The organism is Rhodococcus sp. IEGM 1318 (assembly GCF_033142465.1).
Classification (GTDB): domain Bacteria; phylum Actinomycetota; class Actinomycetes; order Mycobacteriales; family Mycobacteriaceae; genus Rhodococcus_F; species Rhodococcus_F qingshengii_B.
In genome coordinates this window covers 122331-149097 of sequence record NZ_JAWLSC010000005.1, presented here as the reverse complement: position 1 = coordinate 149097, position 26767 = coordinate 122331, and the positions used below count along the sequence as shown (strand labels likewise).

The following is a 26767-nucleotide window of genomic DNA, read 5'->3' as shown; positions in this document are numbered from 1 at the left end:
ACGGCTGTAAGTATTCAGGAAGTTGAGGAACCATGGATCTGTCGATAAGTGTCGAATCGGATGCCACCGATATGCGACGGAGTTCAGGTCCGCTTGTCCGATCCCTCACAACGATCCAGTCGTCACCGCTAGGACGAGCGACGTTGGGCGACCAGCTACGTCGCCACTCGCAGAGTCGATACTCGAAGCCGGCGATCGTGTCGTACGCCCCAGGTGGTCGACGCACCGTGACCACCTACGGCGCGCTCAATCAGGATGCCAACCGGGCATCCCACATGTTCTTCGGACTCGGGGTCTCCCGCGGTGACCGGGTCGCCGTGATGGCCCGCAACCGCGTGGAATCGATAGTCGCTTACTACGGTGCTCTCAAAATCGGGGCGGTGTACTCCGGGATCAATGTTCTCTTCGGACCGAACGAAGTGGCCCAACAGATCGGGCACCTCGAGCCCGCGGTTGTAGTCGTGGCCGCGGAATTCCTGCCGGTTCTGGAAGAAGCACTGGCGGAGCTCGGAACCCGCCCTGAAATCGTTGTTCTCGACAGCGCGGACGAGTTCGGCGGCCACTGCTTCGATCGACTCCTCGAGTCCTCGTCGCCGACAGAGCCGGATTGCGACGTCGACGAGCACGATCTCGCAATGATCGTGTACACCAGTGGAACCGAGGCGGCTCCGAAGGGCGTCATGCTGCCGCATCGCAACTACCTGGTCTCCACCGCACCGGCGTACACATGGGGACTGCGATGCCTGGACGATGACGTCTGGCTCTACGTCATGCCATTCCACACTATTGCCGGAATCGGCTCCCTGACCTCGCTCCTGCTACTGGGAGCGACGCTCGTGCTCCCGGCCAGCCTCGCGCCTGCCGACGCTTTGCAGATGATCAAAACGGAGCAGATCACCGTCCTGGCTCAAACCCCGACATTCTTCATCTCGCTCGCAGATCATCCTGACTTCGGTCCTGAGACTGTCGGGACCATCCAGCGCTGCCTGACCTACGGAGGTCAGGTCTCGCCGCGAACGGTGGACGCATGGCACCACGCGGCGCCCGCATCGGTGTGGGGCACCTACTGGGGACAGTCCGAGTTGACGCAGTTGGGCTCCGTCGGCTGGTTCAAGCGACTCGAGGACATCCCCGATCAGGATCCGACCTGGATCGGCAAGCCTGTAGGCCATCTCGAGGTCAAGGTGGTCGACGCCGACGGAAATGAAGCAGAGAGAGGTGAACTCCTCTGTCGCACGCCGTCGGTGATGCTGGGTTACTACAAGGATCCCGAGAAGACCGCCGCTGTCCTCGACGGTGGTTGGGTCCACACCGGCGACATCGTCCGTCGCGACTCCGAGGGCAACATGTTCTTCCTCGATCGCAGCAAGGACATGATCAAGACGGGCGGCTACAACGTGTCCTCGCAGGAGGTCGAGCGCGTACTACAAGCCCACCCCGGGGTGTCGCGCGCCGCCGTCGTGGGACTTCCGGACGCCTACTGGTCCGAGGCGGTCACCGGCTTCGTCATCGTCGTAGACGGCAGCGACCTCACCGGCCAGGAGTTGCGAGACCACTGCAAGACCGTGCTCGCAGGCTATAAGGTTCCAAAGGCGATCACGATTGTGGATGAGCTGCCCACAGACCCTCAGGGGAAGCTGCTCAAGAGAGAACTACGCCGCCTGTATGCAAAGGACTGAAACGCTGAACATCGATCCTGCCAGCAGCGCGAGACCCGGATCCGGTCGACCACGGCTTGAAGGTCTTCCAAGCAGACGTGACGACATACTGGCCGCGGCGGCCGAATACTTCGCTGATCAGGGCTACCACTCGGCAGGCATGCGTGGCATCGCAGATTCGGTGGGAATCAAGGGCGCGAGCCTCTACAACCACTTCAGCTCGAAAGAGGAGATCCTCTACGCGATCGCGCTCAAGATGACCCGGGACCCGGTCGAGGAGCATTTACTTGTCCTCGACGAGACTGGAACACCGGCCGAGCGACTCACCTCGCTGATCGATGTTCATCTACGGTATTTAGCGATGAACAGGGTCGAGCATCTGGTCAGCCTTCGAGAGATCTCGGCGCTTACCGATGAACACCGTCTGAGGGTGCTCGAGTACCGCAAGTACTACCAGAGGCGTGTGCGCGATGTGATTGCTGCCGGGGTCCGCGCCGGAGAGTTCGAGATCGCCGACCCACAACGTGCGGCTGTTGCCGTGCTCGACCTCATGAATGGTGTGAGCTGGTGGCTCCGGGACGACCACGATATCGAGGCGCTGGTGGCAACCTACGTGGACTACATCGTCGTCGGAATTCTCCGTCACCGTCCCGGAACGCAGAGTGGTACCGGCGGTACGTCCAGCCGACGGTGACGCCTGTTCAGCCCGAAAACAGGTGATCCCCCTCCACCCGACGTGGAGGGGGATCACCTGTTTTCGGGCTCGATCAGAGTGCCCGCCGCAACAAAGGAACCAAAGCGTCCGGATTCGCGATGGGGTTCGGGTTGGTCCCGCACCAGATGTCCTTGAACGTGTACGTAGCCAGGCTGGGGAGGTCGTTGTCGGTCAGCCCGACCTCTCCCAGCGATCTCGGCATGCCGAGTCGCCGGATCAGCGAGTCCGCCAACTCGTGTGCCGGCGTTTGCGGCGCACCCAAGGACGCACTGATCAGCGCCTGGCGATGCTCGTTGACCTCGCGGTTGTACTCGAGCGCGAAAGGCGCCATGACGCAGGAGGTGTACCCGTGTGGGACGTTGAACGAACCGCCGAGTGCATGCCCGACGGCATGGCTGACGCCCATGTCGAGGCCTGCGACGATCGCGACCATTGACGACCACGCACCGACCTGGCACATCAGACGGGCATCCACGTCTTCGGTGTCTTCCTTCACTCGGACGAGTCCCTCGGAGAGCAGTCGTATGGCATTCATCGCCATCCCGTCGTAGTACCCGTTCGATTCGAGCGAGCCCAAGGTCTCGAAGGCGTGGTCCAGTGCGCGAACCCCGGTCGACAGCCACAGCCACTCCGGCGTGTGCAGAGTGAGTGCAGGATCGAGGATGACGGCCTTCGGGGTCATCGCCGGATGCAAGTAACCCTCCTTGACGTTGCTCTTCTCATCCGTCGACCCGGCCAACGCGTTGAACTCACCGCCCGCCAGGGTCGTGGGCGCCACCACTACCGGGATCTTCGGGGCGGAGAAGGTGGGGGCGGTCACCGATGTGTCGGGATTGACCTGCAGGTGATAGGCGTCCATTTGCGATGCCTCGCGAACTCCGTGCTCCAGAGTGATCGCGAGGATCTTCGCCAGGTCTGTCGCCGATCCACCGCCCACGCACAACAGCATGTCCGGATTGGCGTCGGCAGCAACTCGGGTAGCGGCAATGACGTCTTCGCGCGGTACATGAGGTCGAACCGCATCGAACAGTCCCACGAATCGATCACCCAGGGCCTCGATCACCCGAGCGATCTCGTCGGTCTGCGAGTTGAGCGTCCCGCTGCATACGACGAAGACTCGGTTCGCCCCGAGCAACTCTGCTTCCTGGGCTGCGGCCTCCGCGACCGGAGCGCCAATGCGGACTCTCTCCATGGACGGCAGAGAGACAAGTGATGACTGCACGGCAATACCATCTTTCTTTCTTGATCCTCAATCCACCACGACGTCGTCAGGAGCGCTCAGCTCTCGCTTGGTCTGTTCAGGAGTGGGATAGAGCGTGGATCCGGCGCTGGGCAATGTCTCGCACCCCGTCGCAGGCTAACAGCCGTTATCCTATAGGAGATTTGTGGCGCACGCCACAATCTATTGTGTGCTTGGCTGGCGAAACCATGGGGCGAGGTGAGTTCATGGGCGATATTGCAGGCTTGATCTGCAATTATTTACCAATGCTCACGGCTTAGATGAAGCGTGCCGTTGCATCTCCAGTTCCGGACGAGAATCGGCTTTGGTGGATTCGATCCTCGAAATACCGAATTACCTAACCACTGATTGTCTGTTCCTGGGAACAGCTGCGTGATGACGTGTGGTTTGAGCATTGGGGCTGTAGCCATCTCTGGCACTCTGGTGACGGCCGTCGAATCCAGTGCGGCAGCGCCTCGAACTCTTCACTCCGCCGAAGCTGACCATTGCAGTCGGTCCGGCAAAGTCAGTCGAGATCCTCGGCTTCTGCTAGGACTCCGCGATTGGGCATACCCACGGGTAAATCCGCTGCTGTCGTACGACGCGAACTGTTTCTTCGATTGGATGGACCGTGAGCTCGAGGACGCGCCACCACGGAAGATCGCAGCCGTGGCAACGGGCGGCCAGAACCCTTAGATCGTCGAATATTTCCTATGGCTGTGTGCTCCGCGCCAACGTCGTAGGCGGAGGCGATCTCTCCCTGGGGCTCTGGGTAATCGCGGCGGCCGGTCATCCGCCGAGAACGATGATTTTGTGCACAGGCACAACACTTCTGGGATAGTCCGTTTCCGCGAACAAAGCCGACGGGTCACCGTGCCGTAAATATGTAATACGCGTCACTCCGGATCAACTTCGAAAGGTTGGCCTTCATGCGAAAATCGCTGAAGTATTTCGCGAATGCTGCAGCGACGGTTGCGTTGTGCGCGACACTCGGACTCGCTGGTTCGGCCGGACCGGCCGCCGCCGATACGCTCGGCATCCCGAGCGTCGGGCATGACTGGGCGAGTGCGGGGCCGTACACGCCGAATGTCTCGATCGGGCTGGTGCACACTCTGTACTACCCGCGCCAGCTCGGCGCACGCGGCGAGAAGCACCCTGTTGTGATCTGGGGGAACGGGACCGGTGTGCTCCCCGGTGCGTACACCTCCTTGTTGCGCCACTACGCCAGCCACGGATTCATCGTGGTCGCCGCCAATACCCCGGCAAGCAACTTCGCCATCACTATGCGGTCGGGAATCGACCTCATCGCGGACAAGGCGGCCAGCCCGTCGAGCGTCTTCTTCGGCAAAGTCGACCTGGAACACATTGGTGCGGTAGGGCACTCGCAGGGCGGGTCTGCGGCAATCAATGCTGCGATCGACGACCGCGTCGACACCGCCGTCGCGATCCAGCCAGGCCCGCTCAATGATGTCGACCTCATCGACGAGCCAGTTCTCTATCTGGCCGGCCAGGCCGACGCAATCGTTTGGCCGGCGATCGTGCGGGCGATGTACGAGGACGCCGACCACGTGCCTGCCGAGTATTTGGAACTGCGCGGCGCCACGCACTTCGGTACTGCGATCAACGGCGGCGATATGCGCGGGCCGAGCACGGCGTGGCTGCGGTACTGGCTACTCGACGATCCGAATGCCCGCACCGAGTTCTTCGGGCCGGGCTGCGGATACTGCACTGACACCCAGCAGTTCTCCGACTTCGACCGCAACGATCTGGCCCTGCAGATCCCGGGCTGACGGTAAGTCGGGAGTTGTCGAAGACGAACGGCCTGTCCGATCAGATCGGTGGAGTCGCGAAGCTCAAATGACGACGTAGCCGTACATTCGTTCGCCCTGAGCCACAGCTCTGGTCGCTAGTTCGGCAAAGGCGGTCAGGAACGGCACTGAGTCCTCCGACGGTTCACTCGTCTCGTCGATCGCCCAGGCGGCCGCGGCGGCCGCGACGCCTTCAGCGTTCAATTCCGCTAGTGCATCACGTAATTCGTCGGTAACCGTGAGCACAAGGGTGTCGCCGTCGTCGCTCATTGCGACGAGTTTCCCGCAGCGTGGACCTTTTGCGACGTCGTCGTAGGAGCGAGCGGTGAGGGCTGCTTCCAGTCGGCCCAGCGCGACAACTGGATCGATGCCTTTCGCCTGCAGAACTGGAGTCCCACCCGCAGTCAACTGAATCCGCGGGCGAGAGGCATCGTTCGCCGCTGGTTCCAAGTCGACGAGTCCCTCGAGGGCGGAGGTGGCATGCTCATCCGTGCGCGCGGTGAAGTAGTCGGTGATCGCAGACATGGCGCGATCATCCCACAGACGATGCGCACCAATGTCCCGGAGTCCTTCCGTGACTTGACTGATCGCCGTCAGACAAGGCTTTTGTGTGCTTCCTCGATGGCCTTCGCGAAATGGCGATGGTGGGGGCACTCGAGATCGGTACGCCACACGAGACCCAAAGCGGATTCGGGTAAACCATTGATCGGTACGAATCTGATGTCCGAGCGTTGATTGTAGGCGGCGGTCGCGGCGCAAAGGATGAGGCCGACCTGACTGAATGCGACCTGCGACAGGCCTTCTTGAACGGTGCTCGCCCCACCCTGCGTGGGAACCTTGGCTCCGCTCGGCGTCGTGCTCGGGGAATTCGCGCGATGCCAATAGTCAGGGGCGGGTCCGGTGATGGGTACCAGGCATATCTGCGCTAACTGCTCGGCGTCGATCACGTCCAGTTCACTGAACGGGTGATGGACTGAGACGGCCAGCGTCTGGGGCTGTCGAGAAAAGACGAGCCCGGTTGTCAGCTCGGGTTCTTCGACAGGGAGAAGGGCTACCGCCGCATCGATTCGCCCGGCGAGTACATCACTGAACGGATCACCCAGGGGTAATTCCTTGATGGTCACGCATATTTGCGGATGTTGCATCTCGAAGCGAGAGACGGCCGTCGCGACCGAATCGTAAATTGCTCCTTGGAAACCCACCCGAAGCGGTGTCGGTATGTTGCGCGCCTTCGTTCGAGCGTCGTCGATCACTGCTGAGAGTGCTCTGTGGGCGGGAGCCAGCGACGCAAGAAATTCGGCGCCGAATTCAGTGAGATGCACACGGCGACTGGTCCGCGCTACGAGGCTTGTGCCGATACGACGCTCCAACGCGCTGATCAGCTGACTGACCCGGCTCTGGGAGATGAACAACCTTTCTCCGGTGCGACCGAAGTGCAGTTCTTCAGCGAGTACGAGGAAGCACTCGATCTCACGCATCGGAAGTTCCGACATATTTCACTCCGATCCTCGCCTCGTCCGCGCACCCCATCCTTGCCCATCGATGAATTGGGCTAATGGTTGGATGAGCGATTCGCCGTTGATCCGGTGGCCTGCGAGAGCTTCCCTGGTTACATGCCACATTCCGCGCCCGGGCAGCACAGCCCTGCGCCCACGTCCTCAACCCACGCACACACCACCGAGAACCACTGGGCTGCTGTCGCCCTGATCGCATCGTCCACCTTCATTGTTGTCGCAGCGGAGATGATGCCGGTCGGACTACTCACCCCGATCGGTGCTGCTCTGATGGAAAGCGAAGGGACCATCGGGCTCTCACTGGCCATTACCGGGTTGGTGGCAGCGGCCACTGCGCCGTTCGTGCCCATTGTGACCCGGCGCTTCGATCGTCGGTCGACGCTCATTGTTCTGATGCTTGTCGTCGCCGCGGCGAACGCCGTCACTGCCCTTGCGCCGAGCTTCGCTGTCCTCGCTGTGGCTCGCGTCCTTCTAGGGGTGAGCATGGGCGGAGTCTGGGCACTCGCCGCGAGCCTGGCTCCCAGGTTGGTGGAGACCAGATCCGTCGGGTTGGCGACCACGATCATCTTCAGCGGAATCGCTGTTGCCTCAGTTCTCGGTGTTCCTGCCGGGACGTACATCGGGGCAGCGGCCGGGTGGAGCTTTGCATTCTGGGCTCTCAGCTGCGCAGCGACGCTGATCGCGCTCGCTATGATCGCTGTCCTACCAACGATGCCGGCTGATCAAGCCCTGTCGCTCGGGAGTCTCGCGGTGGCTTTTCGGAACCCGGGAGTCCGCGTCGGAATCGCGATTACCGCGCTCATCGTCACCGCTCATTTCGCGGCGTACACCTATGTGCGTCCGGGGCTGGAGTTCTTCGCAGGATTGCACCCTGCGCAGATCGGCACGATGCTCTTGATCTACGGGGTTCTGGGCGTTGTCGGCAACTTCATAGCCGGGCCATCTGCCACCAAGTCTCCGAAGACTGTGGTCGTCATCCTCAGCGCGGGAGTAGCGATCACCCTTGCCCTGTTCCCGATCTCGGCTACCACCTTGATCACAGCTGCTCTGCTCATGGCGGCTTGGGGCCTCTTTTACGGTGGTGTATCGGTGAGTACTCAAACATGGATCGCACAAGCAGCCCCCGTTCACCGAGAGGCCGCTGCGGCTCTGTGGGTCGCAGTCTTCAATGCAAGCATCGCCCTCGGCGCGTTCGCCGGCGGACGCATTCACGACCACGCCGGTTCCCAGTCGGTCTTCTGGATCGCGGCTGGAATCGCTGCTCTCGCAATCCTTCTCGCGACAATCCGCAAACCCGTCGCAGCGGACATGAACTGACAACCTAGTCGCCCACGCAAAACTTTCGTACAGGCAGGACAACAAATATGCGCGAGACACTCGATTCAACCTTCATGGACGTGGCCGAGATGCTCAGTCGCTACCGAGACAAATCGCTGTCTCCGGTGGAAGTGCTCGAATCTGCAATCGAACGTATCGAGACACTCAACCCAACCTTGAATGCAGTGGGACATACTTTCTTCGATGCTGCACGGGCACAAGCGAAATCAGCCGAACGCCACTACGCCCGCGGCTGGGATGCGGGGCTTCCGCTCGCCGGTGTTCCCGTTGTCGTGAAAGAGGACGAACCGATCCAAGGGCAACCGTGGACCCAAGGTTCCAAGGTTTACGAAGATGTGATTGCCACCCACACTTCGACTTTCGTGCAGCGGATCATCGACGCCGGTGCGATCGTTCACGCTAGATCGACGGCGCCCGAATTCTCCTCGGCCGCGTTCACACAGTCCGAACTGTGGGGAGTGACTCGCAATCCGTGGAACACGAAATACTCCTCCGGCGGTTCGTCCGGCGGGTCAGCGGTCGCGCTTGCCGCCGGCATGACGACCTTGGCTACCGGCTCCGACGTCGCGGGATCGATTCGAACTCCGTCGTCGTTCAACGGCGTTGTGGGGTTCAAGCCACCGCACGGCCGTGTCCCCGTCGATCCGCCCTTTAATCTCGATCGCTACTGCCACAGCGGTCCGATGGCTCGCACCGTAAGTGATTGCCTCACAATGCAGTCGGTCATCGCGGGACCGACCTCCACTGACATTGCCTCGCATGTGCCGGCATCACCGCTGCCCGGCCTCGCAACGCATTCGTGCGCAGGAATGCGTATCGCCGTGATCCCCGCGTTGGGTGACTGGCCGGTTGATCCGGACGTTGTCGCGAACACCGCCAAGTTGGTGGACACCCTCACTGCACTGGGCGCACGCGCGGAGATCATCGAAGTCGACCTGTCACGCGCTGCAATCATGCGCGCTGCTGCCATTCACTACGACCACGTGTTCGGTGCTTCGATTTCTGCCGAAGCATCCGCGCACCCCGACAAGGTCACGGAGTACGCGAAGGAATTCGCCCGCTGGGCACGCCGCACCCGTGGTGACGCGACTTTCCTCGACGGACTCGCGATCGAAGCCGAACTGTATGAGTCGATCGGGTCTCTGTTCGACACCTATGACGCATTGATCACACCGGCAGTGGCGACGGGCGGGTTTCTTGCCGGCGACGACTACGTCGGGCACGGAATCAATGTGGCTGGAACAGAATTGGAGTTCTACCTCGAGGCTGTCCCGGCCATCACCTTCAACATCCTGAGCAGCTGCCCGGTGCTGACAATCCCCACCGGTTTCGCTCGGAACGGAATCCCCACGGGCACACAGATAGTTACGCGGCCGTACGACGACCACACGGCCTTTTCGATTGGTCTCGCCCTCGAGAAGGTTTTGCCATATCCGAATGAGCATCCAGACTGCTACGCGACCCGCAGGGATTGCTCGGGGTTTGAAACAAGCTCAGATGCCGGGTTGACCAGAATGTAGTTAGGTGCCATATTAGTTGCATGGCAGTGGACGGAACCGATCACGACTCACCCACGTTGGATCAGGCGCGGCGGCAGTTGGAGCATTACGGCCTCGGGTCCGATCCGCAGGCGGTGCTGGTTGCGGTGCGGCTGATCTCGGCGGGCGCGCGGCTCGGTCGAGCAACCGAGGTTCACTTCGCGAGGTATGGACTGTCGACCGGCCGTTACCGACTGCTTGCGGATCTGGAAGACCACGACGGGGAGAAATCTCCCTCGCGGCTGGCCGCTGATCTCGGCGTCTCACGAGCCACGGTCACCGGCCTGGTCGATGGGCTCGAGCAGGAGGGTTTGGTCGCTCGACGTCCGTCCGCCGAGGACGGGCGTGGTGCGGTGGTCGTCCTGACTGCTCGTGGCGCTCAGCGTTTACGTGACATGGCGCCCGAACACTTTGCTCGCCTCGAGGAAATGGTCGACGAGCTCACTGTCGACGAGCGTGCGGTCTTTCTGGATCTGCTCTCGCGGGTCGTTCGCGGTATCGGTGCGCTGACTGCGGAGTAGTCGGCTGGGATTCCAGGCATTCGCGTAGCGATTCGAATCGTCGTCAATTCTCGACGGAGGCTTCTCCTTCCATGCCCACATAGTTAGCCACCTAATTATAATCGGAAAGTTGGTCTCCTTCATGTCCGGACTCACCCCACCGATCCGTCGCGAAAACAAAAGGGAAATAACCGATTCCAATCGACGCGTCCCGGTCGCCGATCGTCGCGGCGCACGAACCTTTCACCCTGTGGAGAGAGGTGCTGGTCGCCTATCTGGCCCCGGCGTTGATGGCGGGTGCGGGCGGAGTCGCATCCGGCCAATCGGGCCTCACGATGGCGGCATTTACGTCCATCGCGGGCACGTCGGCAGTGGTGGCGTTGCTGATCGGCTCCTGGCTGCAGCGCCGCGCACGGGCACGGCCGTGGACCACGGCCCTGCCTCGCACCATGGTGGCGGCAATTCTTGCCGTCGGAGCCGCTGTAATTGCAGGTCTCGTCGGGTGGTTCGCCTCCCGTTGGCTACCAGCCCACACGAGCATGGTCGATACCGCTTGGCTCGCTCGGCTGCAGTTCGATCTGCCTATCTCCGCCGCTGTCGCTGCCGTCATCGTGAGCTGGCGATGGCGACGTCAGAATCCCTGACAGACAACACATGTCAAAGATCCCTGGCTTCCCGGGGAACAACCGAAAGGAACACGATGATCGTCATCATGGGAGCGTCCGGAACCACAGGCGGCGCGTTGCTACACAGTCTCGCATCCTCGGGTGTGCCGAGCCGAGCGCTGTCCCGCGACCCGGACAGGCTGCGCGCCCACCTCGGCGACTTGGCCGACGGTGTCGTCGAAGTAGTGCCGGCCGATGCCGCAGACCCCACCTCGCTACGCACGGCTTTCAAAGGGGCCGAACAGCTTTTCCTCGCCATGGCCAACGGCCCGGAACAGGTCGAGCTCGAAACGCGTGTCATCGACATAGCCGCCGAGAGCGGCGTCGAACACATCGTCAAGATCTCCGACCCTGCCGCCGCGGCCGACTCCCCCATCGCTCTCTCCCGTGGCCACCATGCCGTCGGAGAACACCTGCGCGCATCCGGGATCCGCCACACCCTGCTCCGCCCTTACGCGTTCATGCAGAATTTGTTGCTCCTGGCTCCGGCGGTGGCTGCGCAAGGGGTGATTCTGGGCGCGATGCGGGACGCGCCGTGCAACTGGATCGACTGCCGAGATATCGGTGATGTTGCCGCCGCCGTACTCACGCGCGCCGATCTCGCCGGCGGCACCTACGTCCTGACGGGCAGCGAGGCAGTCGGCTACGACGGAATCGCCGATTCTCTGACCTGTATGCTCGGTCGCCCCGTCCGCTATATCGACCTGCCACCGCACGAACTGCGGCAAAACCTCGTCGATCATGCCCACATGCCTCCGTGGCTGGCCGAGCACATTCTGGAGATCCAGCAACTTGCCGTCTCGCGCCCGGAAGCACCCACCGACACGGTTACACGTGTCCTGGGGCGTGAGCCCCGCAGCCTGGATGCGTTCCTGCGTGAGCATCTGGACCGTTTCCGCTGATTTCACGCTGCGAGAGCAGTACCCGGCAGAAGTCACTCGGTTGGTCAACGAGCCCAGCGAATCCTGATCGGACCTCGTGCCGATTCAGGATCGACGACTTCGCCGCCCTGGGTGATCTGGACTTCGCCGTCGGCGACCATTCGGCGGGCAGCCTCTCGGACGGGTTCCATCAGCGGACGCCAATTGTCGGGTGTCGTCGCGCGGGCCACGTCTGAAGTGCAGATGCTTGACTCGGCTGATCGCGTGCTGAGTAGTTCGCGGATCTTCGCCGACAGATCCTTTTCTTCCTCCATATGAAACACCTTCCGGTCGTGATCGCTCGCAGTCAACAGCGTATGAACCTTCGGTCCGGCGAGTTGTAGTGAAGGAAAGGTGCACATCGACGATCATTGACGGCGTGGAGAATTCGAGTGCAACGCGCCGTGACGTAGTCCGAGACTCGTATTCGGCCCGATCCCAGGAGTACACGGATCTCTTCGGCTCCATGGATTCGACGCACCCGTCTGATCGAGCCCTGGTGACCAGCTGGGCCGCCACTTTGCCCGGCCCCGTGCTCGACGCCGGGTGCGGGCCGGGGCAGTGGACAGACTTCCTGGCCCAGAGCGGTCTGGCTGTGAGCGGGATCGATCTGGTTCCCGAGTTCGTCGAACGAGCACGCACCCAATACCCAGATCTCTCCTTCGAGGTCGGGGGCTTCGAGGCATTGGACGCGAGAACGAATTCACTGGGCGGCGTGCTGTCCTGGTACTCGCTCATTCATCACCACCCGCAAGACATCGAGGCACCGCTCGCTGAATTCGCGCGAGTGATCCGCCCAGGTGGTGGTTTGTTGGTCGGCTTCTTCGAGGGCTCAAGCGTGGAGCCTTTTGACCACGCCGCGACGACTGGTTATCGATGGCCGGTGGCTGAACTTGCCCAGGTTCTGGTCACAGCGGGTTTCGACGTGATCGAGACCCATACCCGGACGGGGAGCGGCTACCGGCCGCACGGCGCGATCACTGCCAGGCGGCGCAGCGGCGAATAGCGGATCGAGGCAGAGCGAACTGTCCTCTTTCATTCATTTCGTCTGAGTGGTGTGCTGGGTGGGTCACTCCTCCGTATTTCAGCACCGGATCATCCACAGCTGAAGGAAGGCGCCATGACCACGATCCATCTTCACCAGACGACCACCGCGACGCCCGAACAGGTCCTCGCCGGCCTGACCGACTTCGGGCCGGGCCGCGAGGAGATCTTCGGCCGCAGCGCGGACACCTACCTGAAAGTGCACCAACAAGGGCCCCACGACGCGGATGTCACGGAGGGCTCCAGCGGTATTTGGGAACGCCTGCACTACGACTGGACCGACCCGCATCGCGTCGTGATGACAACTACTGACTCCAACTTGTGGGGCGGGGCGTCGAGCCACACCTACACACTCACGCAGCAACCGACGGGGCTGACCGATGTCGACGCCGTCGTGGTCCGCGATGGCAAGAATCTCAAGGGAAAGCTCCTGGCATCGGTACTTGGGCTCTTCGGCACTCAGGTGTTGGGAAAGTCGTTCACGAAGTCCATCGAGGCTATCGAAGCTCGCAACGGCGGCGCGAAGAGGCAGCCGGGAGAGGGCTGAAATTTTACCGATTCGCGATCATCGTCGATAGCAAGGTTTCAGAAGACTGCCCGATCCAATGGACGGGGCAGCGGTTCCAGCGCCCCGGCGTCACGGAGGCGTTCGTATGCCCGAAGGACTGTATCGACGGATCCGATCTGAAGCAGTACGCCCCGGCCCGGCACTTCGGAGGTTGTGACTCCCAACTCGGCAGGGAGCGCATCTGCCCTGGCTGCCGAGAGAAAACCGACTCGGCCTACTACGGGATCACCAACGCGATAGTCGGACTCGTCTTCGAGAGCGTCGAGGATGTTGTCGTCGGTGACGTCTCCGAAGTCCGGTTCCCACACAACGGCGAGCATTCGAAGTAGTTCTGTCTCAGGAACTTCGGCGGTAGCTGGCGCGCTGACAGTGAGAACCATCGACTGAAGGACGATTTCCGGTTCGCCGCCCGCCAGCCCGGAGAGTTCGAGTTCCCATTCGGGGCCACCGCCGGATGTGAGTCTCAATCCGATTCCCAGACGATCCGACCAATTCTCGGCAGTCCGTGCATTATCGAGCACCCGGGTCAGTTGTTCGACGGTCAGGGTGGTGGCAGGTCCGGATGAGTGGACCTGTTGCCACGACCCACCGACTGCCTCCGGCAACAGGAACTCGACTTGTTCCAAGGTCCGGCGCCACCGGATCGACACGGCCTGAACCGATTCGGGCCGCCGCCCCCAGAACACACGAATTGCACGTCGTGCCATCAATTCCTCCGGTAGGGATCGTCCTTGGGTAGCCATATTCCGTCTTCTTGGATTCCGAGATCAGTGACGTCTCGAGTGAGAGCGTCGACAGCGGCGAGAACAGCAGAGCGTGTTTCGTTATCGCGGTACAGGAGCGACCACGTCCAGATTGCTGCCGGATCGACCATTGAGCGTGCGTTGAGATCGGTTGGTAGCGTTGTGGTCTGACCCTTGGGCGAGTTGACCACGGGGCGGCCGATAGCTCGGACGTGATCGAAGAATGCGGGGCCTGTGATACCACCGTCGTTGATGCGCAGGATCTGTGCGCCGGTATCGCGGGCGAATTCTTCGGCGTAGACGTTCCATGAATACCAGGACGTGGTGTCGTCGTCGACGAGTACGACGACGTCGCGTGCCCGCACCGGTGTGGTGTCCGCACCGGAGGAGACCGCGAACAGCCGATCCGCACCGAGCAGTCTTGCGCTCAGAGCATGTTGGGCGAGATCGGTTTTCCGCACCCAGGCGATAGCAAGGTCGAGGCTACCGTCTGCCACTCGCGAGGCCTGCGCGTGCGAGGGCGCCACCCACGGATCGACGTGCAGTTGCGCGACCCCTGAGGTGTGTGCGACGAGATCCGTCGGAAGCCAATTGACGTAGCCGATCCGGACGGGCTCCGCTCCGGACAGACGTTCCGCGCGGCGTCGCAGATTCTCGGCACTCTCGAGTAGCGCACGGACATCGGGGAGCAGGGCCGCGCCGGCTGGCGTCAGAGCGACGGAACGACGGTCGCGGACGAACAGCTTGACGCCGAGGTCGCGTTCGAGTGCCATGATCTGCTGCGACAATGACGGCCCGGCTATCAGTAGTCGTGCCGCGGCTCGGCCGAAGTGCAGTTCCTCGGCGACGACCTCGAAATATCTCAGCTGACGCAGCTCCACGATCCTTCATGCTACGTGCGGTGGGAGGTTGTGCCTATCAGTCAGGAGCAAAGCGGTCGTGGCGGTCCGGCGCGGCCGGGGCACACGATAAGACCATGACCACAGTCCACAACGGCGTCTCCCCGCGAGCGCACGCTGTCCAAGCTGCCGCTGCGCTGGCGGCGAGCATGGGAATCGGTCGATTCGTCTACACACCGATCCTGCCGTTGATGCACACGCAGGCCGGTCTGTCCGCCTCGCTCGGTGCCACCCTGGCGACGGCCAACTACGTCGGGTACCTGATCGGCGCGCTCGCGGGAATCCTCATTCCCGGCGTGGTGCGCTCGGCAGCGGTGATGCGTACGTCGTTGGTGGTCCTCATCGCGACTTTGGCGCTCATGCCCACTACCCACGACGGATCCATCTGGTTCGCCCTGCGGCTCGTCGCAGGCATTGCCAGTGCCCTCGTCTTCATGATCGCCGTCAGCGCTTTGCACGCGCACCTTCGGGGGCAGTCCCAATTCTTGGCCGGATGGGGATTCGGTGGAGTTGGGTTGGGCATCGCCCTGTCCGGGGTCCTCGTGTTCGTCGTCCGCTTCATCGGTACCTGGAGTACAGCCTGGCTGGCATCTGCGGCCCTTGCAGTGGTGTGTGCGGTCGCCGCCTGGGGATTGACGCCGGAAACGCGTCCGATCATCACACCGGACGCGCCGGGAACTCCCAGTTCCCAACGCGGGTTCACTGCCCTGTTCATCAGTTATTTCCTGGAAGGCATCGGCTACATCATCGCGGGCACGTTCCTTGTTGCCGCAATCGATCTCGCCGCTCCAGAATGGGTCGGCAGCGGCGCTTGGATAGTGGTCGGTCTGGCCGCATTTCCCTCGTGCGCCCTGTGGGCTTGGCTCAGCCTGCGTTGGTCGAGGCCGACTCTGCTTCTCGTTGCCCTGTTGATTCAGGCGGTGGGCATAGCGCTTCCTGCTGTGATCGGAGGCGTCGGCCCCGCACTGATTTCAGCTTTCCTGTTCGGTGTCACCTTCCTTGGTATCGGGTCAATTGTGTTGGCAATCGGCGCGCACCTGCAGTTCCCACGCGCAGTGGCGTTGCTGACCGCTGGATACAGCGTCGGTCAGATTCTCGGCCCACTCGTTGTCACTCCGTTGCTGCGAGACGGGTATCGCGACGCTCTGCTGTTGGGTGCGGCCGTCGTCCTGGGCGCGGCAGTGGCCGCCGCGGCATTGCGGTTCCGATTCCCTTCCGATCTCGATGCGGACCCTCGGACGGCCACCTCGACTGAGGAGGTAGTTTTTGATGTCAGATGACGAAACCGCCGGAGCACTACCCGACGTAGGACTGGAGATGTTCGAATGAGCGCACTCACAACCGATCTCGACCTGAAGGTCCCTGTCATCGCAGCCCCCATGGCTGGCGGCGCTTCCACACCGGAACTTGTTGCTGCTGCCTCTCGCGCAGGCGGTCTCGGCTTCCTCGCCGCCGGGTACAAGACGCCTCAGGCTCTGTCCGACCAGATCGACGCCGTGCGCGCCGAGGGAGTGTCGTTCGGTGTCAACGTCTTTGCGCCCAACCCGGTGCCTGTCGACGTCGATGCCTACCGTGCCTATGCCAGGGCGATTCAGGTTGAGGCGGATCGCTACGGCATCACACTGGCTGACGGTGAGCCGGTCGAAGACGACGACTACTTCGAGGACAAGATCGATCTGCTCCTGGCCAGCCCGGTTCCGGTGGTCAGCTTCACCTTCGGCTTTCCCACACCCGGCGTCATCAAGGCGCTGCGCGCTGCCGGTTCACTTGTCGTCCTCACTGTGACTTCGGAGGCAGAGGCGCTCCTTGCCGTCGACGCCGGTGCCGATCTGCTTGTCGTGCAATCGTCGGCTGCCGGCGGCCACTCCGGAACGCTCACTCCCCTGCAGGTTCCGGCAGAAACACCGATCACCGAACTGATCGCACAAATCCGTCATCGCACCTCTGTTCCGCTATTGTCGGCAGGTGGACTGGCGACCTCCGCCGACGTCGCTGCTGCCTTACGTGCCGGAGCGGACGCGGCAGTGGTCGGTACTGTGCTGCTGCGCACCGAGGAGAGTGGTGCCTCGGCTCCGCACAAGGCAGCTCTGGCCGACACGTCCCGCGGGAACACGGTCGTCACAAGAGCTTTCACGGGACGTCCTGCACGAGCACTTCGGAACGAGTTCATCGATCGCTACGACGCACAAGCGCCCATCGGGTATCCGGCCATCCATCACCTGACCAACCCGATGCGCAAAGCCGCTGTTGCGCAGGCAGATCCCGAGCGAATGCACCTGTGGGCCGGCACCGGCTATCGCCACGCGACGGAGGAACCAGCCGGGGTAGTGATTTCGCGATTGGCTAACCTGTGACGGCGCGGACACCGGAAGCCGGATTGCCGGAAGTAGTGACATACGACGGGTTGCCCGGGTCCGCCGGTGGTGCACACTCGCTTCGAGTCAAGCGTCCCGATGTTGCATTTCAGCGGCTGCAGACATTCCTGGAATCCTGCACCGAACCAGTGTCGTTGCCGTCGTGGACGTTCGAGATCTACCAGAGTGGGCCATCCGAGCCGACCGCGCAGTTGTCATCGTTCGCTACCGAGCTCTTCGGTGGGCCCCGCTACAAAGCGCAAACCCATACCGAATGGAACGTCCCACCTGGTTCTGTCAACGAAGCGCTCGATGCCCTCGTTGGTTGCGATGCAGTCACAACCCACGGACGTTCTGTGGCGGCACTGACATACAGCGCGCCCGTACGCCTGATCGACCCCAACACCCGCGCGCCGCACCCCGACATCACCCCCGACGCGTTCGGCCGTTTTGCCGTGGATGGATACGGCCGGACTCTCGGCGAGTCAGGCATACGCGCAACCCTCGGCAACGCGGCATCCTCACTGTCCCTGTGGCTCAACCTGCCTGCAGACGAACGGTTGTCGTCCGGTGCTCGTCACCTACAAGACCATCTCCCGTTCAGGTTATCCGCGAAACACTGGCGTCTCTGGCGGCCGAACCGGAGCGGAGACTCGTATCGTTCCAACAAGATTCCGTCGCCGGTTCACGACCACGTTTGAATCACGCAGCAAGCATTTTCATCTCGGGCAGAGCTCGCCGATCTCGGAGACAATGCGATCAGCGCTGCGAACCACCCATACCGCGCGTCCGTCTCGTAACGAAGGCATCAGGAATCGGTCCTTCTCAATAGGCCAGTGAACATAGGGAAATCCGCCGGCCAGCTCGTCCTGGACTTCGCCGGCGATCAGGGCCGTCAACTCCTGTACAGGCTGTTCGATGTGCGGCCCGCCGAACCCGAAGCCCCTCAGTGGGCTGGTTCCTGCACTCTTGCCCTTTGGCCGTGGTCCAGCGTCGAGCGCGAGGTGGCACTGACCGTCATCGAGCATCGACACCGTCCACACGCAGTTCTGCATGTACGTGTCAGGGCCGTGCCAGCGGCATTGCAGATCCCTGCCGACAGCGTGGCACGCCTCGACGACGTTGGTAGGGGCGCCGTCTGGTGCATCCGGCCCCATGATCGGAAAGCCCCATACCCCCACGTAGTCGAAGTCGGGCATATACATGCCTTCACTATGGCACGTTGTCAGAACGCGTCTTCCTCGAGTTCCATGATCTCGTTGTCCAGGGAACCCAGGATTTCTTTGGTCGACGCCAGGACGGGCAGGATGTTCTTTGCGAAGTACGACGCGACGACCACCTTGCCCCGATAGAACGATCGGTCCTTTGCCGACGCATCACGATCCAAGGCTGCCAACGCGACTTCGGCTTGCACCAGCAGTCGCCATCCGATGAGCAGGTCACCTACCGCGTACAGAAAGCGCACCGAGCCGAGGCCTATTTTGTACAACTCGGAAGGCTGGTCTTGGGACGCCATCAGGTAGCCCGTGAGCGTCCCGGCCATCTCCTGCACGTCGGTCAACGCGGTTTCGAGCAAGAATCGTTCGGCCTTGAGACGACCGTTGCCGGCCTCGCTGTCGATGAACTCTCGTATGTGACCGGCTACGTGAGCGAGTGCAACGCCGCGGTCGCGTGCGATCTTCCGAAAGAAGAAGTCCTGCGCCTGGATTGCCGTGGTGCCCTCGTACAGGGTGTCGATCTTGGCATCGCGGATGTACTGCTCGATGGGGTAGTCCTGCAGATACCCGGAGCCGCCCAGGGTCTGCAGGCTCTCGGTGAGCAGTTCGTAGGCCTTCTCGGAGCCGACGCCCTTGACGATCGGCAGCAGCAGATCGTTGACCCGCGCCGCCAATTCGGCATCAGCCCCCGAAACCAACTCGGCGACATCGGCATTCTGATGGGCAGCGGTGTAGAGGTAGACCGCCCTGAGGCCTTCGGCGTAGGCCTTCTGCATCGCCAGGCTGCGTCGGACGTCGGGGTGGTGCGTGATGGCCACACGGGGTGCGGTTTTGTTTGTCAGTTCGGTGAGGTCCGCACCTTGAATTCGTTCTTTTGCGTACTCCAGAGCATTGAGATAGCCGGTGGACAGGGTTCCTGTCGCCTTGGTACCCACCATCATCCGGGCATTCTCGATGACCTGGAACATCTGGGCGATACCGTTGTGCACATCACCTACGAGCCAGCCGACCGCGGGCACGTCCGTGGCACCGAACGTGAGTTCGCAGGTCGGGGACGACTTGAGGCCCATCTTGTGTTCGACGCCGGTGACGTAGACGCCGTTGCGCCCTCCCAGTTCAAGTGTCTCCAAGTTGAAGTGGAACTTCGGAACGTAGAACAGGCTCAGCCCTTTGGTTCCGGGGCCTGCCCCTTCCGGTCGTGCAAGCACCAAGTGGAAGAGGTTCTCGGCAGTGTCCCCGACGTCGCCGCCGGAGATGAACCGCTTGACACCCTCGATGTGCCACGTGCCGTCATTCTGCTCGATCGCCTTCGTTCGGCCTGCGCCCACGTCTGAGCCGGCATCGGGTTCCGTCAGCACCATCGTTCCGGCCCAGCCCCGCTCGAAACCCTCTTTGGCCCAGTGCTTTTGCTGTTCGTTTCCGATGCTGTAGAGCACGCTTGCCATCAGCGGACCCATGTTGAAAAAGCTCGCCGATCCGTTTGCCGCGACCAACATCTCGCCGATCGCCCAGACCAGCGGCGCGGGAGCAGGAACGCCGCCCATGCCCTCTGGTAGTCCGAGCCGCGACCAACCAGCCTCGTTCACCGCCTCGACGGTCTTGCGCAGGGGTTCCGGGACGACTACCGCGTGGTTGGGTGCGTCGAATTCGACAGGGTTCCGATCTGCGTCGGCGAAGGACGCGGCGACCGGGCCCTCCGCCAGCCTCGCTACCTCGGCAAGAATGTTGCGCACAGTGTCGGTGTCGAGGTCCCCGTAAGCACCTGCATCCAACAGTTGGCCGAGCCCGAGTACCTCGAACAGATTGAACTCGATATCACGGACGTTGCTTTTGTAATGACCCATTGTTCTCCGACCTTGGCTCGTCAGTAATACGGCTCGTCAGTAATACGGCTCGTCAGCAGTACACAGAAAGACTGCCCCACAAGGAATTCAGTACGCAACCGTAGGTAGAGACGAGCGTCGTTGCTACGAAGTAGCGCTGAGTCCATTTCGTCGAACATTCACTCGTACAATCGGTTTCCGCTGTCGGGGTTCAGATCAGTCGCGTGGCATCATTTTGACTCAAAGCAGCTGCGCGCCAAGCGAAGTGCCCAAACTCACCTTCGGTGTCGTACGCATGTGCGGTGATCAGTGAACATGCTGCTCGGTAAACAAAAGGTGCCTTTCGTTGGTAGCCGAGACGTTCCTCGATCTGTGCGTAGAGCCCGAGTTCTGCCTTGCGCGCCTTCGGTATCGGTCAGAGGGTGAGTAGGACTTTGGTGGCGCGCCGCTCGTCCATTGCCTGGTAGCCGGCGGCGGCTTCCTCCAACGGGAGAGTGAGGTCGAAGACGATGCCTGGGTCGATCTGGTCGGTCATGATGAGCTCGATCAGCTCAGGTAGGAATCGCCTGACCGGCGCGGGACCGCCGAGCAGGCTCACCGTCGCGAAGAACAGGTTCATGCCGTCGAGTTCGACGCCGTGGGATACCCCGACGTAGCCGACATGCCCGCCGGGGCGGGTAGCTCCGATAGCCTGCATCATCGATTCTTGGGTGCCTACGGCTTCGACGGTCGAGTGGGCGCCGTAGCCGCCGGTGAGTTCCTTGATCTTCGCGATGCCCGCGTCGCCCCGCTCTTCGACGATGTCGGTGGCGCCGAATTGCGTGGCGAGTGCCTGCCGGTCGGCGTGACGTGACATGGCGATGATCCGCTCGGCGCCGAGTTGTCTGGCAGCGAGGATCGCAAGGAGTCCGACTGCGCCGTCGCCGACGACGGCGACCGTTTTGCCAGGTCCAGCTTCCGCAGCTACGGCGGCGAACCAGCCGGTGCCGAGTACGTCGGAGGCTGCAAGGAGACTGCGGGCCTGCCGCTCGGTCGGCTCTCCGCGGACAGGGACGAGGGTGCCGTCCGCGAGCGGGATGCGAGCGTATTCGGATTGGGTGCCGACCGAGCCCATCATGACCTGGTGGATACAGCGAGACTGAAAGCCCGCCTCGCAGATTTCGCAGGTGTTGTCCGACGCGACGAACGAGCCTACGACGAAGTCCCCAACTTCGATGTCGTTGACGTCAGCGCCGACCTGTTCGACGACGCCGACGTATTCGTGTCCCATCGGCGTCGGACCATTCAGCTCTTCGATGCCGCGGTACGGCCAGAGATCGGAACCGCAGACGCAGGTGGCTGTAACGCGAATGATCGCGTCGGTCGGTTCGACGATCACAGGTGCTTCGATCTCTTCGACCCGGACATCGCCGGGGGCATGCATGACGACAGCGCGCATGACGTGGCTCCTCACCATCGGTTTCTTCGTGTCCCTTCAACCTGATCACGATTTGGCGGCCTGCGGGAGTCCTGCGCGATAGTGGTACTGCGAGGGACTCCCTCGCTACCGGTCACTGACTTACCCTCGATGGCATGGACGATCGAGCGCAGGTACGCGAATTCCTCACCTCGCGGCGCGCCCGAGTCACGCCTGAGCAAGTTGGGCTTCCGGCCGGATCGAACCGCCGCGTGGAAGGTTTGCGTCGAAGTGAAGTGGCAACCCTTGCCGGAGTAAGCGTCGAGTACTACACGAGGCTCGAGCGCGGAGCGATCAGCGGCGCATCGCCGGGAGTGCTCGACAGCATTGCGAAGGCACTACTACTCGACGCCGCCGAGCGTGCCCACCTTTTTGATCTCGCGCACGCGGCAAGCCCGGTAGCCAGGCCCCCGCGTCGGCGAAATACGAAGTGCTGGAAGCCCCATCAGAGCCTGCAGTGGGCGCTCGATGCAGTCACAGCGGGACCCGCCTTCGTCCGGAACGGTCGCATGGATCTTCTTGCGGTCAACCCACTCGCGCGTGCGTTTTACAAGGATGTGTACGACATGCCGGGGCAGCCGCCGAACATCGCACGCTTCACGTTCCTCGACGAAAGGGCTTTCGAGTTCTATCCGGACTGGAACGCCTTTGCCGAAGTGACTGTCTCGATTCTGCGAACCGAGGCTGGGCGAGATCCGCACAACAAGGAATTGCACGACCTGATCGGTGAACTCAGCACTCGGAGTGAGGAATTCCGGCGGCGGTGGGGTGCGCACGACGTCCGCCATCACGGGACCGGATTCAAGACCTTTCACCACTCCGCCGTGGGGGAGCTGACGCTTGCTTTCGAAGGTTTGGAGATGGCCGCCGAGCCAGGGTTGACACTCACGATCTACACCGCAGAGCCGGGATCGCCCTCCGCCGAGCGGATGCAGCTACTCGCCTCGTTGGCAGCCAGTGATAATGCGGACTCTGCGCCTCACGTGTCGGAGCGTTCGCTGACGGACGGCTGAGGAACTGCGCGACGGTTGATGTGCGTCGTCAGTCGAAGACTTCGACGACGGTGCGCTTCGTGCGTTCCTTACGCAACAGGATGATCAGCGGCAGAAAGTAGAGAGCGGCGACGCCGGTGCCTACCAACATCGGACCAGTGGCACCGAGACTCGAGGCGAACGCGAACCCGGCGATCCAGGAGCCGACCGCTGTGCCCAGATTGAACGACGAGGTGCTGAGAGCAGAAGCCATCGTCGGCGCCTGATCGGCGTACCGCACAGCCATCCCGATCAGGATGGGATTGGTCGACATGCCGAACAGTCCCAGCATGACTACGAGAATCACCGTCGCGAATGCGTTGTACGAGAAGAGGCAGAGCGCACCGAGTACGAGAAACGTCATCGCTGCCGAGGCGAACAAGACGCCGTACTGATGCTTTGCACCGAGTCGGCCGCCGAGATTGGAGCCGACGAACGCACCGAGTCCGTAGCCGACAAGCACCAGTGGCACTGCCGACGCAACAAGTCCCGTGTTTTCGGTCAACAGCGGCGAGATGAAGCTGTATGCCGCCAGCGACGAGCCGCATACGACGGCGCAACCGGACAGAACGAGCCAGATGCGTCCGTCCCGCAGGCTCGCGATCTCCGCTCGCCAAGACGGCACCGCACCGGAGTCGGATTCGGCGGGCACCAATCGATGGACGACGACCGCGGCAACGAGTGCGAGGGCTGCGAGGGTCCAGAAAGGACCACGCCACCCGATGGTTTGACCGGCCAGAGCGCCGAGCGGAACACCGATGACGTTCGCGAGCATGCCTCCGCCCAAGACGATGCCGAGCGCGCGCGAGGAAGACGCCGGGCCTGCCGCTTTCGCTCTGACCACTGCGGCGACTGCCCAGAATGCGCCCGTCGCCACGGCGGTGAGGAAGCGGGCGCCGAGAATGAGCCCGAAGTTGGACGAGAGCGCGACGACGACGTGTCCGATCGCGAAGACAACCAGCGCCGAACTCAAGGTCGCGCGTCGGGGAACCCTGAGTGTCAAGATCGCCATCGTCGGCGTGCCGACGATCATTCCGATCGCGAAGACGGTGATCATCAGGCCGACGTTCGCGATCGACGTATCGAGGTCGCTCGCGATCTCGGGAAGAATGCCGGCGACGACGAACTCGGTTGTGCCCATCAAGAAAACTCCGACGGCCAGCACGTAGATCACGAGCGGCAGGCGGCCGGTTTCTTCGACGGTCGGGGCGGAAATCATGAGGTGGTCAGTTCTCTTTCTGTTCACGACGCGCATGTCGTGGCGCGCCCGTCCAGGGCATCACGCCCGTCGCCTGCGAGGGAGTCCCGATTGTTGGGGGTACTCGAAGGGGCTCCCGACGTGGCCGATTCCGCGCTACCGTCGGCGCAAAGACTGTCTGAACCAGGGAGACTCGCCCATGACACGACGACAGATCCGAGTACTTGGCGCCGCCGTGCTCGTATCGGCCTTGATGACTGCTTGCAGTGCCGAGGACGCTGAAGGGCCTGGTCCGGGGGCAAGTACGACAACACGATCGGCGCCAGCTGCGGCGTTCGGTGAACCCGAGACCTTCTCCGACGGCTTGGACGCGCCCTGGTCGATCGCTTTCCACGGCCGGATTCCACTTGTCAGTGAGCGCGACAGCGCACGAATCCTCGAAGTCGACGGCAGTGGAAGCGTCCGTGAAGTGGGAGCAATTGACGGCGTCAGCCCTAGGGGAGAGGGCGGTCTCCTCGGGATCGCAGTACATGAAAACGACCTGTACGTGTACTTCACCGCCGACGGGGAAAACCGGATCGAACGTTATGGAATCACCGGCGATCCCGGAGCGCTTGCACTCGGACCGGCCGAGACGATTCTCGACGGCCTCCTGTCGGCCAACTACCACAACGGAGGTCGCATCGCGTTCGGCCCGGACGGGATGCTGTACGCCACCGTCGGTGATGCCGGTGGTCGCGACCGGGCTCAGGATCTCGATTCGTTGTCCGGGAAGATCCTTCACATGACTCCGGATGGTGATGTGCCGCAAGATAACCCGTTTCCGAACTCGCTTGTCTACAGCTACGGGCATCGCAACTCGCAGGGCATTGCCTGGACCGAGGACGGCACGATGTATGCCAGCGAGTTCGGGCAAGACACCTGGGACGAGCTCAATGAGATCGAAGCAGGCGGAAACTACGGGTGGCCCGAGGTCGAAGGGATTGCGGGTGAAGGCGGATTCATCGACCCGCTCCAACAATGGTCACCTGATGATGCAAGCCCCAGCGGAATCGTCATCCACGACGGCACGATCTACATCGCCAATCTCCGCGGTGAGCGACTGCGGGCTGTGCCGTTGACCGACCCCGCAACGGCTGACGAGCAGTTCGTCGACACATACGGACGCCTTCGCGACGTTGCCATCGCTCCCGATGGGTCGCTGTGGATACTGACGAACAACACAGACGGTCGTGGCGACCCGAACCCCGGTGACGACCAGATCATTCGCGTCCCGTTGCGCTGAGTCGATATCCGGCGAATGCAGCACTTTCAGCCGGACGAACCTGGCCGAGGCCGGTGATTCACTACTATCGCTACGACAGATGACGCGGGCACGGATCGGAGAGACAGCATGGGGACTTGGGGTTCAGGACCTTTCGACAACGACGTAGCGGGCGACCTGCTCAGCGCGATACAGGCGGGTGACTACGACATCGACGATTACGCAAGCCACCCCGACGACGGCTACCTCGATGCCGATGATGCTCAAACAGCCATCGCTGTCGCCGAGATTCTTGCGGTTGCGCACGGGGTTGCGCCGAAGCCCGTGCAGCTGGACGAGATTGACGCGGCAGGGTATGCCGGAACCTTGAGCCCGGAGCAGAAGACCTGGATCCTCAACGCTCTCGAGCGCGCAGTCTCCGACAGCGACACGTCGGAGTTGCACGAGTTGTGGGAAGAGAACGGTCCCGAAGACCTCGAGGCTTGGCGGGCACCGATTCTGAGCAGATTGGCCAGTCTCAAGACGGTGGGATGAGTGTCACCCGCCAAGAGGGTCTAGGTCATTCGGAGTTCGACGACGACAGGCTTTGTTTGACGTAGCGGGTGGTGTCGTCGGCGAGGATCTCGGCCACCCCGCTTTCGATGCCGTCCAGTGCTTGAGTGGCGACATCGGCGGGATCGATTTTCTGTTCGGCGGGTACGCCCGCGGCCATGTCGGTGTCCATGTATGCGACATGTAGTGCAGAGACGGAGATTCCGCGCGGCGCCAGTTCTTCACGAACAGCGTCGGTCATCGCCCACGCCGCGGCTTTCGATGCCGCGTAAGACCCGAGTGCGGCCGGATGGAGCCAGGACAGTACGGAAAGAACATTGAGTACTGTTCCGCCGCCGTTGTTTTCGATGACAGGAGCAAAGGCTCGGGTCACGGTGAGTGGGCCGAAGAAATTGACGTCCAGCTCGCGGCGAACGTCATCTATGTCGCCGACGATCAACGGTGCCGAGGTAGAGATACCTGCGTTGTTCACCAGTAACGTCGCGTCGGAGGCGGTGCGTGCCGCGGCCGCGATCGATTCGGTGTCCGTCACGTCCAATTTCAGGGGAATGACACCGGGCAGATCGACAGTTTCCGGATTGCGGGCGGCTGCGTACACCTTTGCGCCGCGTTCAACGAGCCCCGCGGCCAGATGGCGTCCGAGCCCGCGATTGGCCCCGGTCACGATGGCAACCGTCTTGTTCAGATCCATGATTCTCCCAGTGCTATGGCTATCGTCGGCGGCTCCGACAATTAGATTATGA

General features: G+C 62.2%; 27 protein-coding genes. 16 read left to right on the top strand and 11 right to left on the bottom strand.

What is annotated here, in order from left to right; all coding sequences use genetic code 11:
- Positions 1–71 precede the first annotated feature (71 nt).
- Both R4P65_RS13945 and R4P65_RS13940 read left to right on the top strand, forming a co-directional pair.
- Positions 72–1679: a class I adenylate-forming enzyme family protein gene (locus tag R4P65_RS13945; protein WP_317827134.1), complete on the top strand. Its 1608-nt coding sequence runs from the start codon at positions 72–74 to the stop codon at positions 1677–1679.
- Positions 1666–2352 carry a TetR/AcrR family transcriptional regulator gene (locus R4P65_RS13940; RefSeq protein WP_317826951.1) on the top strand — a complete coding sequence of 229 codons (687 nt, stop codon included), beginning with the start codon at positions 1666–1668 and terminating at the stop codon, positions 2350–2352. The genes R4P65_RS13945 and R4P65_RS13940 overlap by 14 nt, the downstream gene beginning before the upstream one ends.
- Positions 2353–2425: 73 nt before the next feature.
- Here R4P65_RS13940 and R4P65_RS13935 read toward each other — a convergent pair whose 3' ends face one another.
- The gene (locus R4P65_RS13935; protein WP_317826950.1) at positions 2426–3595 is read right to left on the bottom strand and encodes an iron-containing alcohol dehydrogenase; all 1170 of its coding nucleotides are present in this window, start codon (positions 3593–3595) and stop codon (positions 2426–2428) included.
- A 926-nt stretch (positions 3596–4521) separates the two neighbouring features.
- Between R4P65_RS13935 and R4P65_RS13930 the strand changes: the two genes are divergently transcribed.
- Entirely contained in the window at positions 4522–5382 is an 861-nt protein-coding gene (locus tag R4P65_RS13930; protein WP_317826949.1) for a chlorophyllase/cutinase-like alpha/beta fold protein, read from the top strand.
- A gap of 63 nt (positions 5383–5445) precedes the next feature.
- Here R4P65_RS13930 and R4P65_RS13925 read toward each other — a convergent pair whose 3' ends face one another.
- Positions 5446–5925 carry a hypothetical protein gene (locus R4P65_RS13925; protein ID WP_317826948.1) on the bottom strand — a complete coding sequence of 160 codons (480 nt, stop codon included), beginning with the start codon at positions 5923–5925 and terminating at the stop codon, positions 5446–5448.
- Between the two features lie 68 nt (positions 5926–5993).
- Positions 5994–6893: a LysR family transcriptional regulator gene (locus R4P65_RS13920; protein ID WP_317826947.1), complete on the bottom strand. Its 900-nt coding sequence runs from the start codon at positions 6891–6893 to the stop codon at positions 5994–5996.
- 120 nt (positions 6894–7013) lie between these two features.
- Here R4P65_RS13920 and R4P65_RS13915 point away from each other — a divergent pair, with 120 nt between their 5' ends.
- From R4P65_RS13915 to R4P65_RS13895, 5 genes are all read left to right on the top strand, one after another.
- Entirely contained in the window at positions 7014–8231 is a 1218-nt protein-coding gene (locus R4P65_RS13915; protein WP_317826946.1) for an MFS transporter, read from the top strand.
- 47 nt (positions 8232–8278) lie between these two features.
- On the top strand, positions 8279–9772 hold the full coding sequence (locus R4P65_RS13910) for an amidase (protein WP_317826945.1): 1494 nt from the start codon (positions 8279–8281) through the stop codon (positions 9770–9772).
- Positions 9773–9792: 20 nt separating this feature from the next.
- Positions 9793–10311: a MarR family winged helix-turn-helix transcriptional regulator gene (locus tag R4P65_RS13905; protein ID WP_003943230.1), complete on the top strand. Its 519-nt coding sequence runs from the start codon at positions 9793–9795 to the stop codon at positions 10309–10311.
- Between the two features lie 239 nt (positions 10312–10550).
- Complete coding sequence (locus R4P65_RS13900) at positions 10551–10934, top strand: hypothetical protein (protein ID WP_317826944.1); 384 nt, start codon at positions 10551–10553, stop codon at positions 10932–10934.
- 56 nt (positions 10935–10990) lie between these two features.
- Positions 10991–11857: an NmrA family NAD(P)-binding protein gene (locus tag R4P65_RS13895; RefSeq protein ID WP_317826943.1), complete on the top strand. Its 867-nt coding sequence runs from the start codon at positions 10991–10993 to the stop codon at positions 11855–11857.
- A 44-nt stretch (positions 11858–11901) separates the two neighbouring features.
- Here R4P65_RS13895 and R4P65_RS13890 read toward each other — a convergent pair whose 3' ends face one another.
- A complete protein-coding gene (locus tag R4P65_RS13890; RefSeq protein ID WP_317826942.1) occupies positions 11902–12150 on the bottom strand; it encodes a DUF3253 domain-containing protein in 249 nt (82 codons plus the stop codon).
- 104 nt (positions 12151–12254) lie between these two features.
- Here R4P65_RS13890 and R4P65_RS13885 point away from each other — a divergent pair, with 104 nt between their 5' ends.
- Together R4P65_RS13885 and R4P65_RS13880 are read left to right on the top strand one after the other, a co-directional pair.
- Positions 12255–12881, top strand: a complete 627-nt coding sequence (locus tag R4P65_RS13885) for a class I SAM-dependent methyltransferase (protein WP_317826941.1) — start codon at positions 12255–12257, stop codon at positions 12879–12881.
- Positions 12882–12995: 114 nt separating this feature from the next.
- Positions 12996–13466, top strand: coding sequence for a hypothetical protein (locus R4P65_RS13880; RefSeq protein ID WP_230815827.1), 471 nt, complete (start codon positions 12996–12998; stop codon positions 13464–13466).
- 38 nt (positions 13467–13504) lie between these two features.
- Here the strand turns inward: R4P65_RS13880 and R4P65_RS13875 are convergent, their stop codons facing one another.
- Together R4P65_RS13875 and R4P65_RS13870 are read right to left on the bottom strand one after the other, a co-directional pair.
- The gene (locus R4P65_RS13875; protein WP_317826940.1) at positions 13505–14194 is read right to left on the bottom strand and encodes an Imm52 family immunity protein; all 690 of its coding nucleotides are present in this window, start codon (positions 14192–14194) and stop codon (positions 13505–13507) included.
- Positions 14194–15111 (bottom strand): LysR family transcriptional regulator, encoded by a 918-nt coding sequence (locus R4P65_RS13870; protein ID WP_317826939.1) that lies wholly within the window; start codon positions 15109–15111, stop codon positions 14194–14196. The genes R4P65_RS13875 and R4P65_RS13870 overlap by 1 nt, the downstream gene beginning before the upstream one ends.
- 95 nt (positions 15112–15206) lie before the next feature.
- Between R4P65_RS13870 and R4P65_RS13865 the strand changes: the two genes are divergently transcribed.
- Genes R4P65_RS13865 through R4P65_RS13855 form a run of 3 tightly spaced genes read left to right on the top strand, consistent with a single transcriptional unit; the run spans position 15207 to position 18184 of the window.
- The gene (locus R4P65_RS13865) at positions 15207–16409 is read left to right on the top strand and encodes a YbfB/YjiJ family MFS transporter (protein ID WP_317826938.1); all 1203 of its coding nucleotides are present in this window, start codon (positions 15207–15209) and stop codon (positions 16407–16409) included.
- Between the two features lie 45 nt (positions 16410–16454).
- Positions 16455–17483, top strand: a complete 1029-nt coding sequence (locus R4P65_RS13860; protein ID WP_317826937.1) for an NAD(P)H-dependent flavin oxidoreductase — start codon at positions 16455–16457, stop codon at positions 17481–17483.
- A complete protein-coding gene (locus R4P65_RS13855; protein ID WP_317826936.1) occupies positions 17480–18184 on the top strand; it encodes a hypothetical protein in 705 nt (234 codons plus the stop codon). The genes R4P65_RS13860 and R4P65_RS13855 overlap by 4 nt, the downstream gene beginning before the upstream one ends.
- Positions 18185–18202: 18 nt before the next feature.
- On the opposite strand, the gene R4P65_RS13850 is transcribed toward R4P65_RS13855, so the two are convergent.
- The 3 genes from R4P65_RS13850 to R4P65_RS13840 all read right to left on the bottom strand — a co-directional run bounded on the left by R4P65_RS13850 (position 18203) and on the right by R4P65_RS13840 (position 21961).
- Complete coding sequence (locus R4P65_RS13850) at positions 18203–18688, bottom strand: hypothetical protein (RefSeq protein WP_317826935.1); 486 nt, start codon at positions 18686–18688, stop codon at positions 18203–18205.
- A gap of 20 nt (positions 18689–18708) precedes the next feature.
- Positions 18709–20544, bottom strand: a complete 1836-nt coding sequence (locus R4P65_RS13845) for an acyl-CoA dehydrogenase (protein WP_317826934.1) — start codon at positions 20542–20544, stop codon at positions 18709–18711.
- A 394-nt stretch (positions 20545–20938) separates the two neighbouring features.
- Positions 20939–21961 (bottom strand): zinc-dependent alcohol dehydrogenase family protein, encoded by a 1023-nt coding sequence (locus R4P65_RS13840; RefSeq protein WP_230815835.1) that lies wholly within the window; start codon positions 21959–21961, stop codon positions 20939–20941.
- Between the two features lie 134 nt (positions 21962–22095).
- On the opposite strand from R4P65_RS13840, the gene R4P65_RS13835 reads away from it, so the two are divergent.
- Entirely contained in the window at positions 22096–22992 is an 897-nt protein-coding gene (locus R4P65_RS13835) for a helix-turn-helix transcriptional regulator (RefSeq protein ID WP_317826933.1), read from the top strand.
- A 28-nt stretch (positions 22993–23020) separates the two neighbouring features.
- On the opposite strand, the gene R4P65_RS13830 is transcribed toward R4P65_RS13835, so the two are convergent.
- Entirely contained in the window at positions 23021–24229 is a 1209-nt protein-coding gene (locus R4P65_RS13830) for an MFS transporter (protein WP_317826932.1), read from the bottom strand.
- 178 nt (positions 24230–24407) lie between these two features.
- Here R4P65_RS13830 and R4P65_RS13825 point away from each other — a divergent pair, with 178 nt between their 5' ends.
- On the top strand, positions 24408–25493 hold the full coding sequence (locus R4P65_RS13825; RefSeq protein WP_317826931.1) for a PQQ-dependent sugar dehydrogenase: 1086 nt from the start codon (positions 24408–24410) through the stop codon (positions 25491–25493).
- A gap of 108 nt (positions 25494–25601) precedes the next feature.
- Positions 25602–26006, top strand: a complete 405-nt coding sequence (locus tag R4P65_RS13820; RefSeq protein ID WP_230815839.1) for a DUF4259 domain-containing protein — start codon at positions 25602–25604, stop codon at positions 26004–26006.
- Between the two features lie 25 nt (positions 26007–26031).
- On the opposite strand, the gene R4P65_RS13815 is transcribed toward R4P65_RS13820, so the two are convergent.
- Positions 26032–26715 (bottom strand): SDR family oxidoreductase, encoded by a 684-nt coding sequence (locus R4P65_RS13815; protein ID WP_317826930.1) that lies wholly within the window; start codon positions 26713–26715, stop codon positions 26032–26034.
- Between the last annotated feature and the right edge of the window lie 52 nt (positions 26716–26767).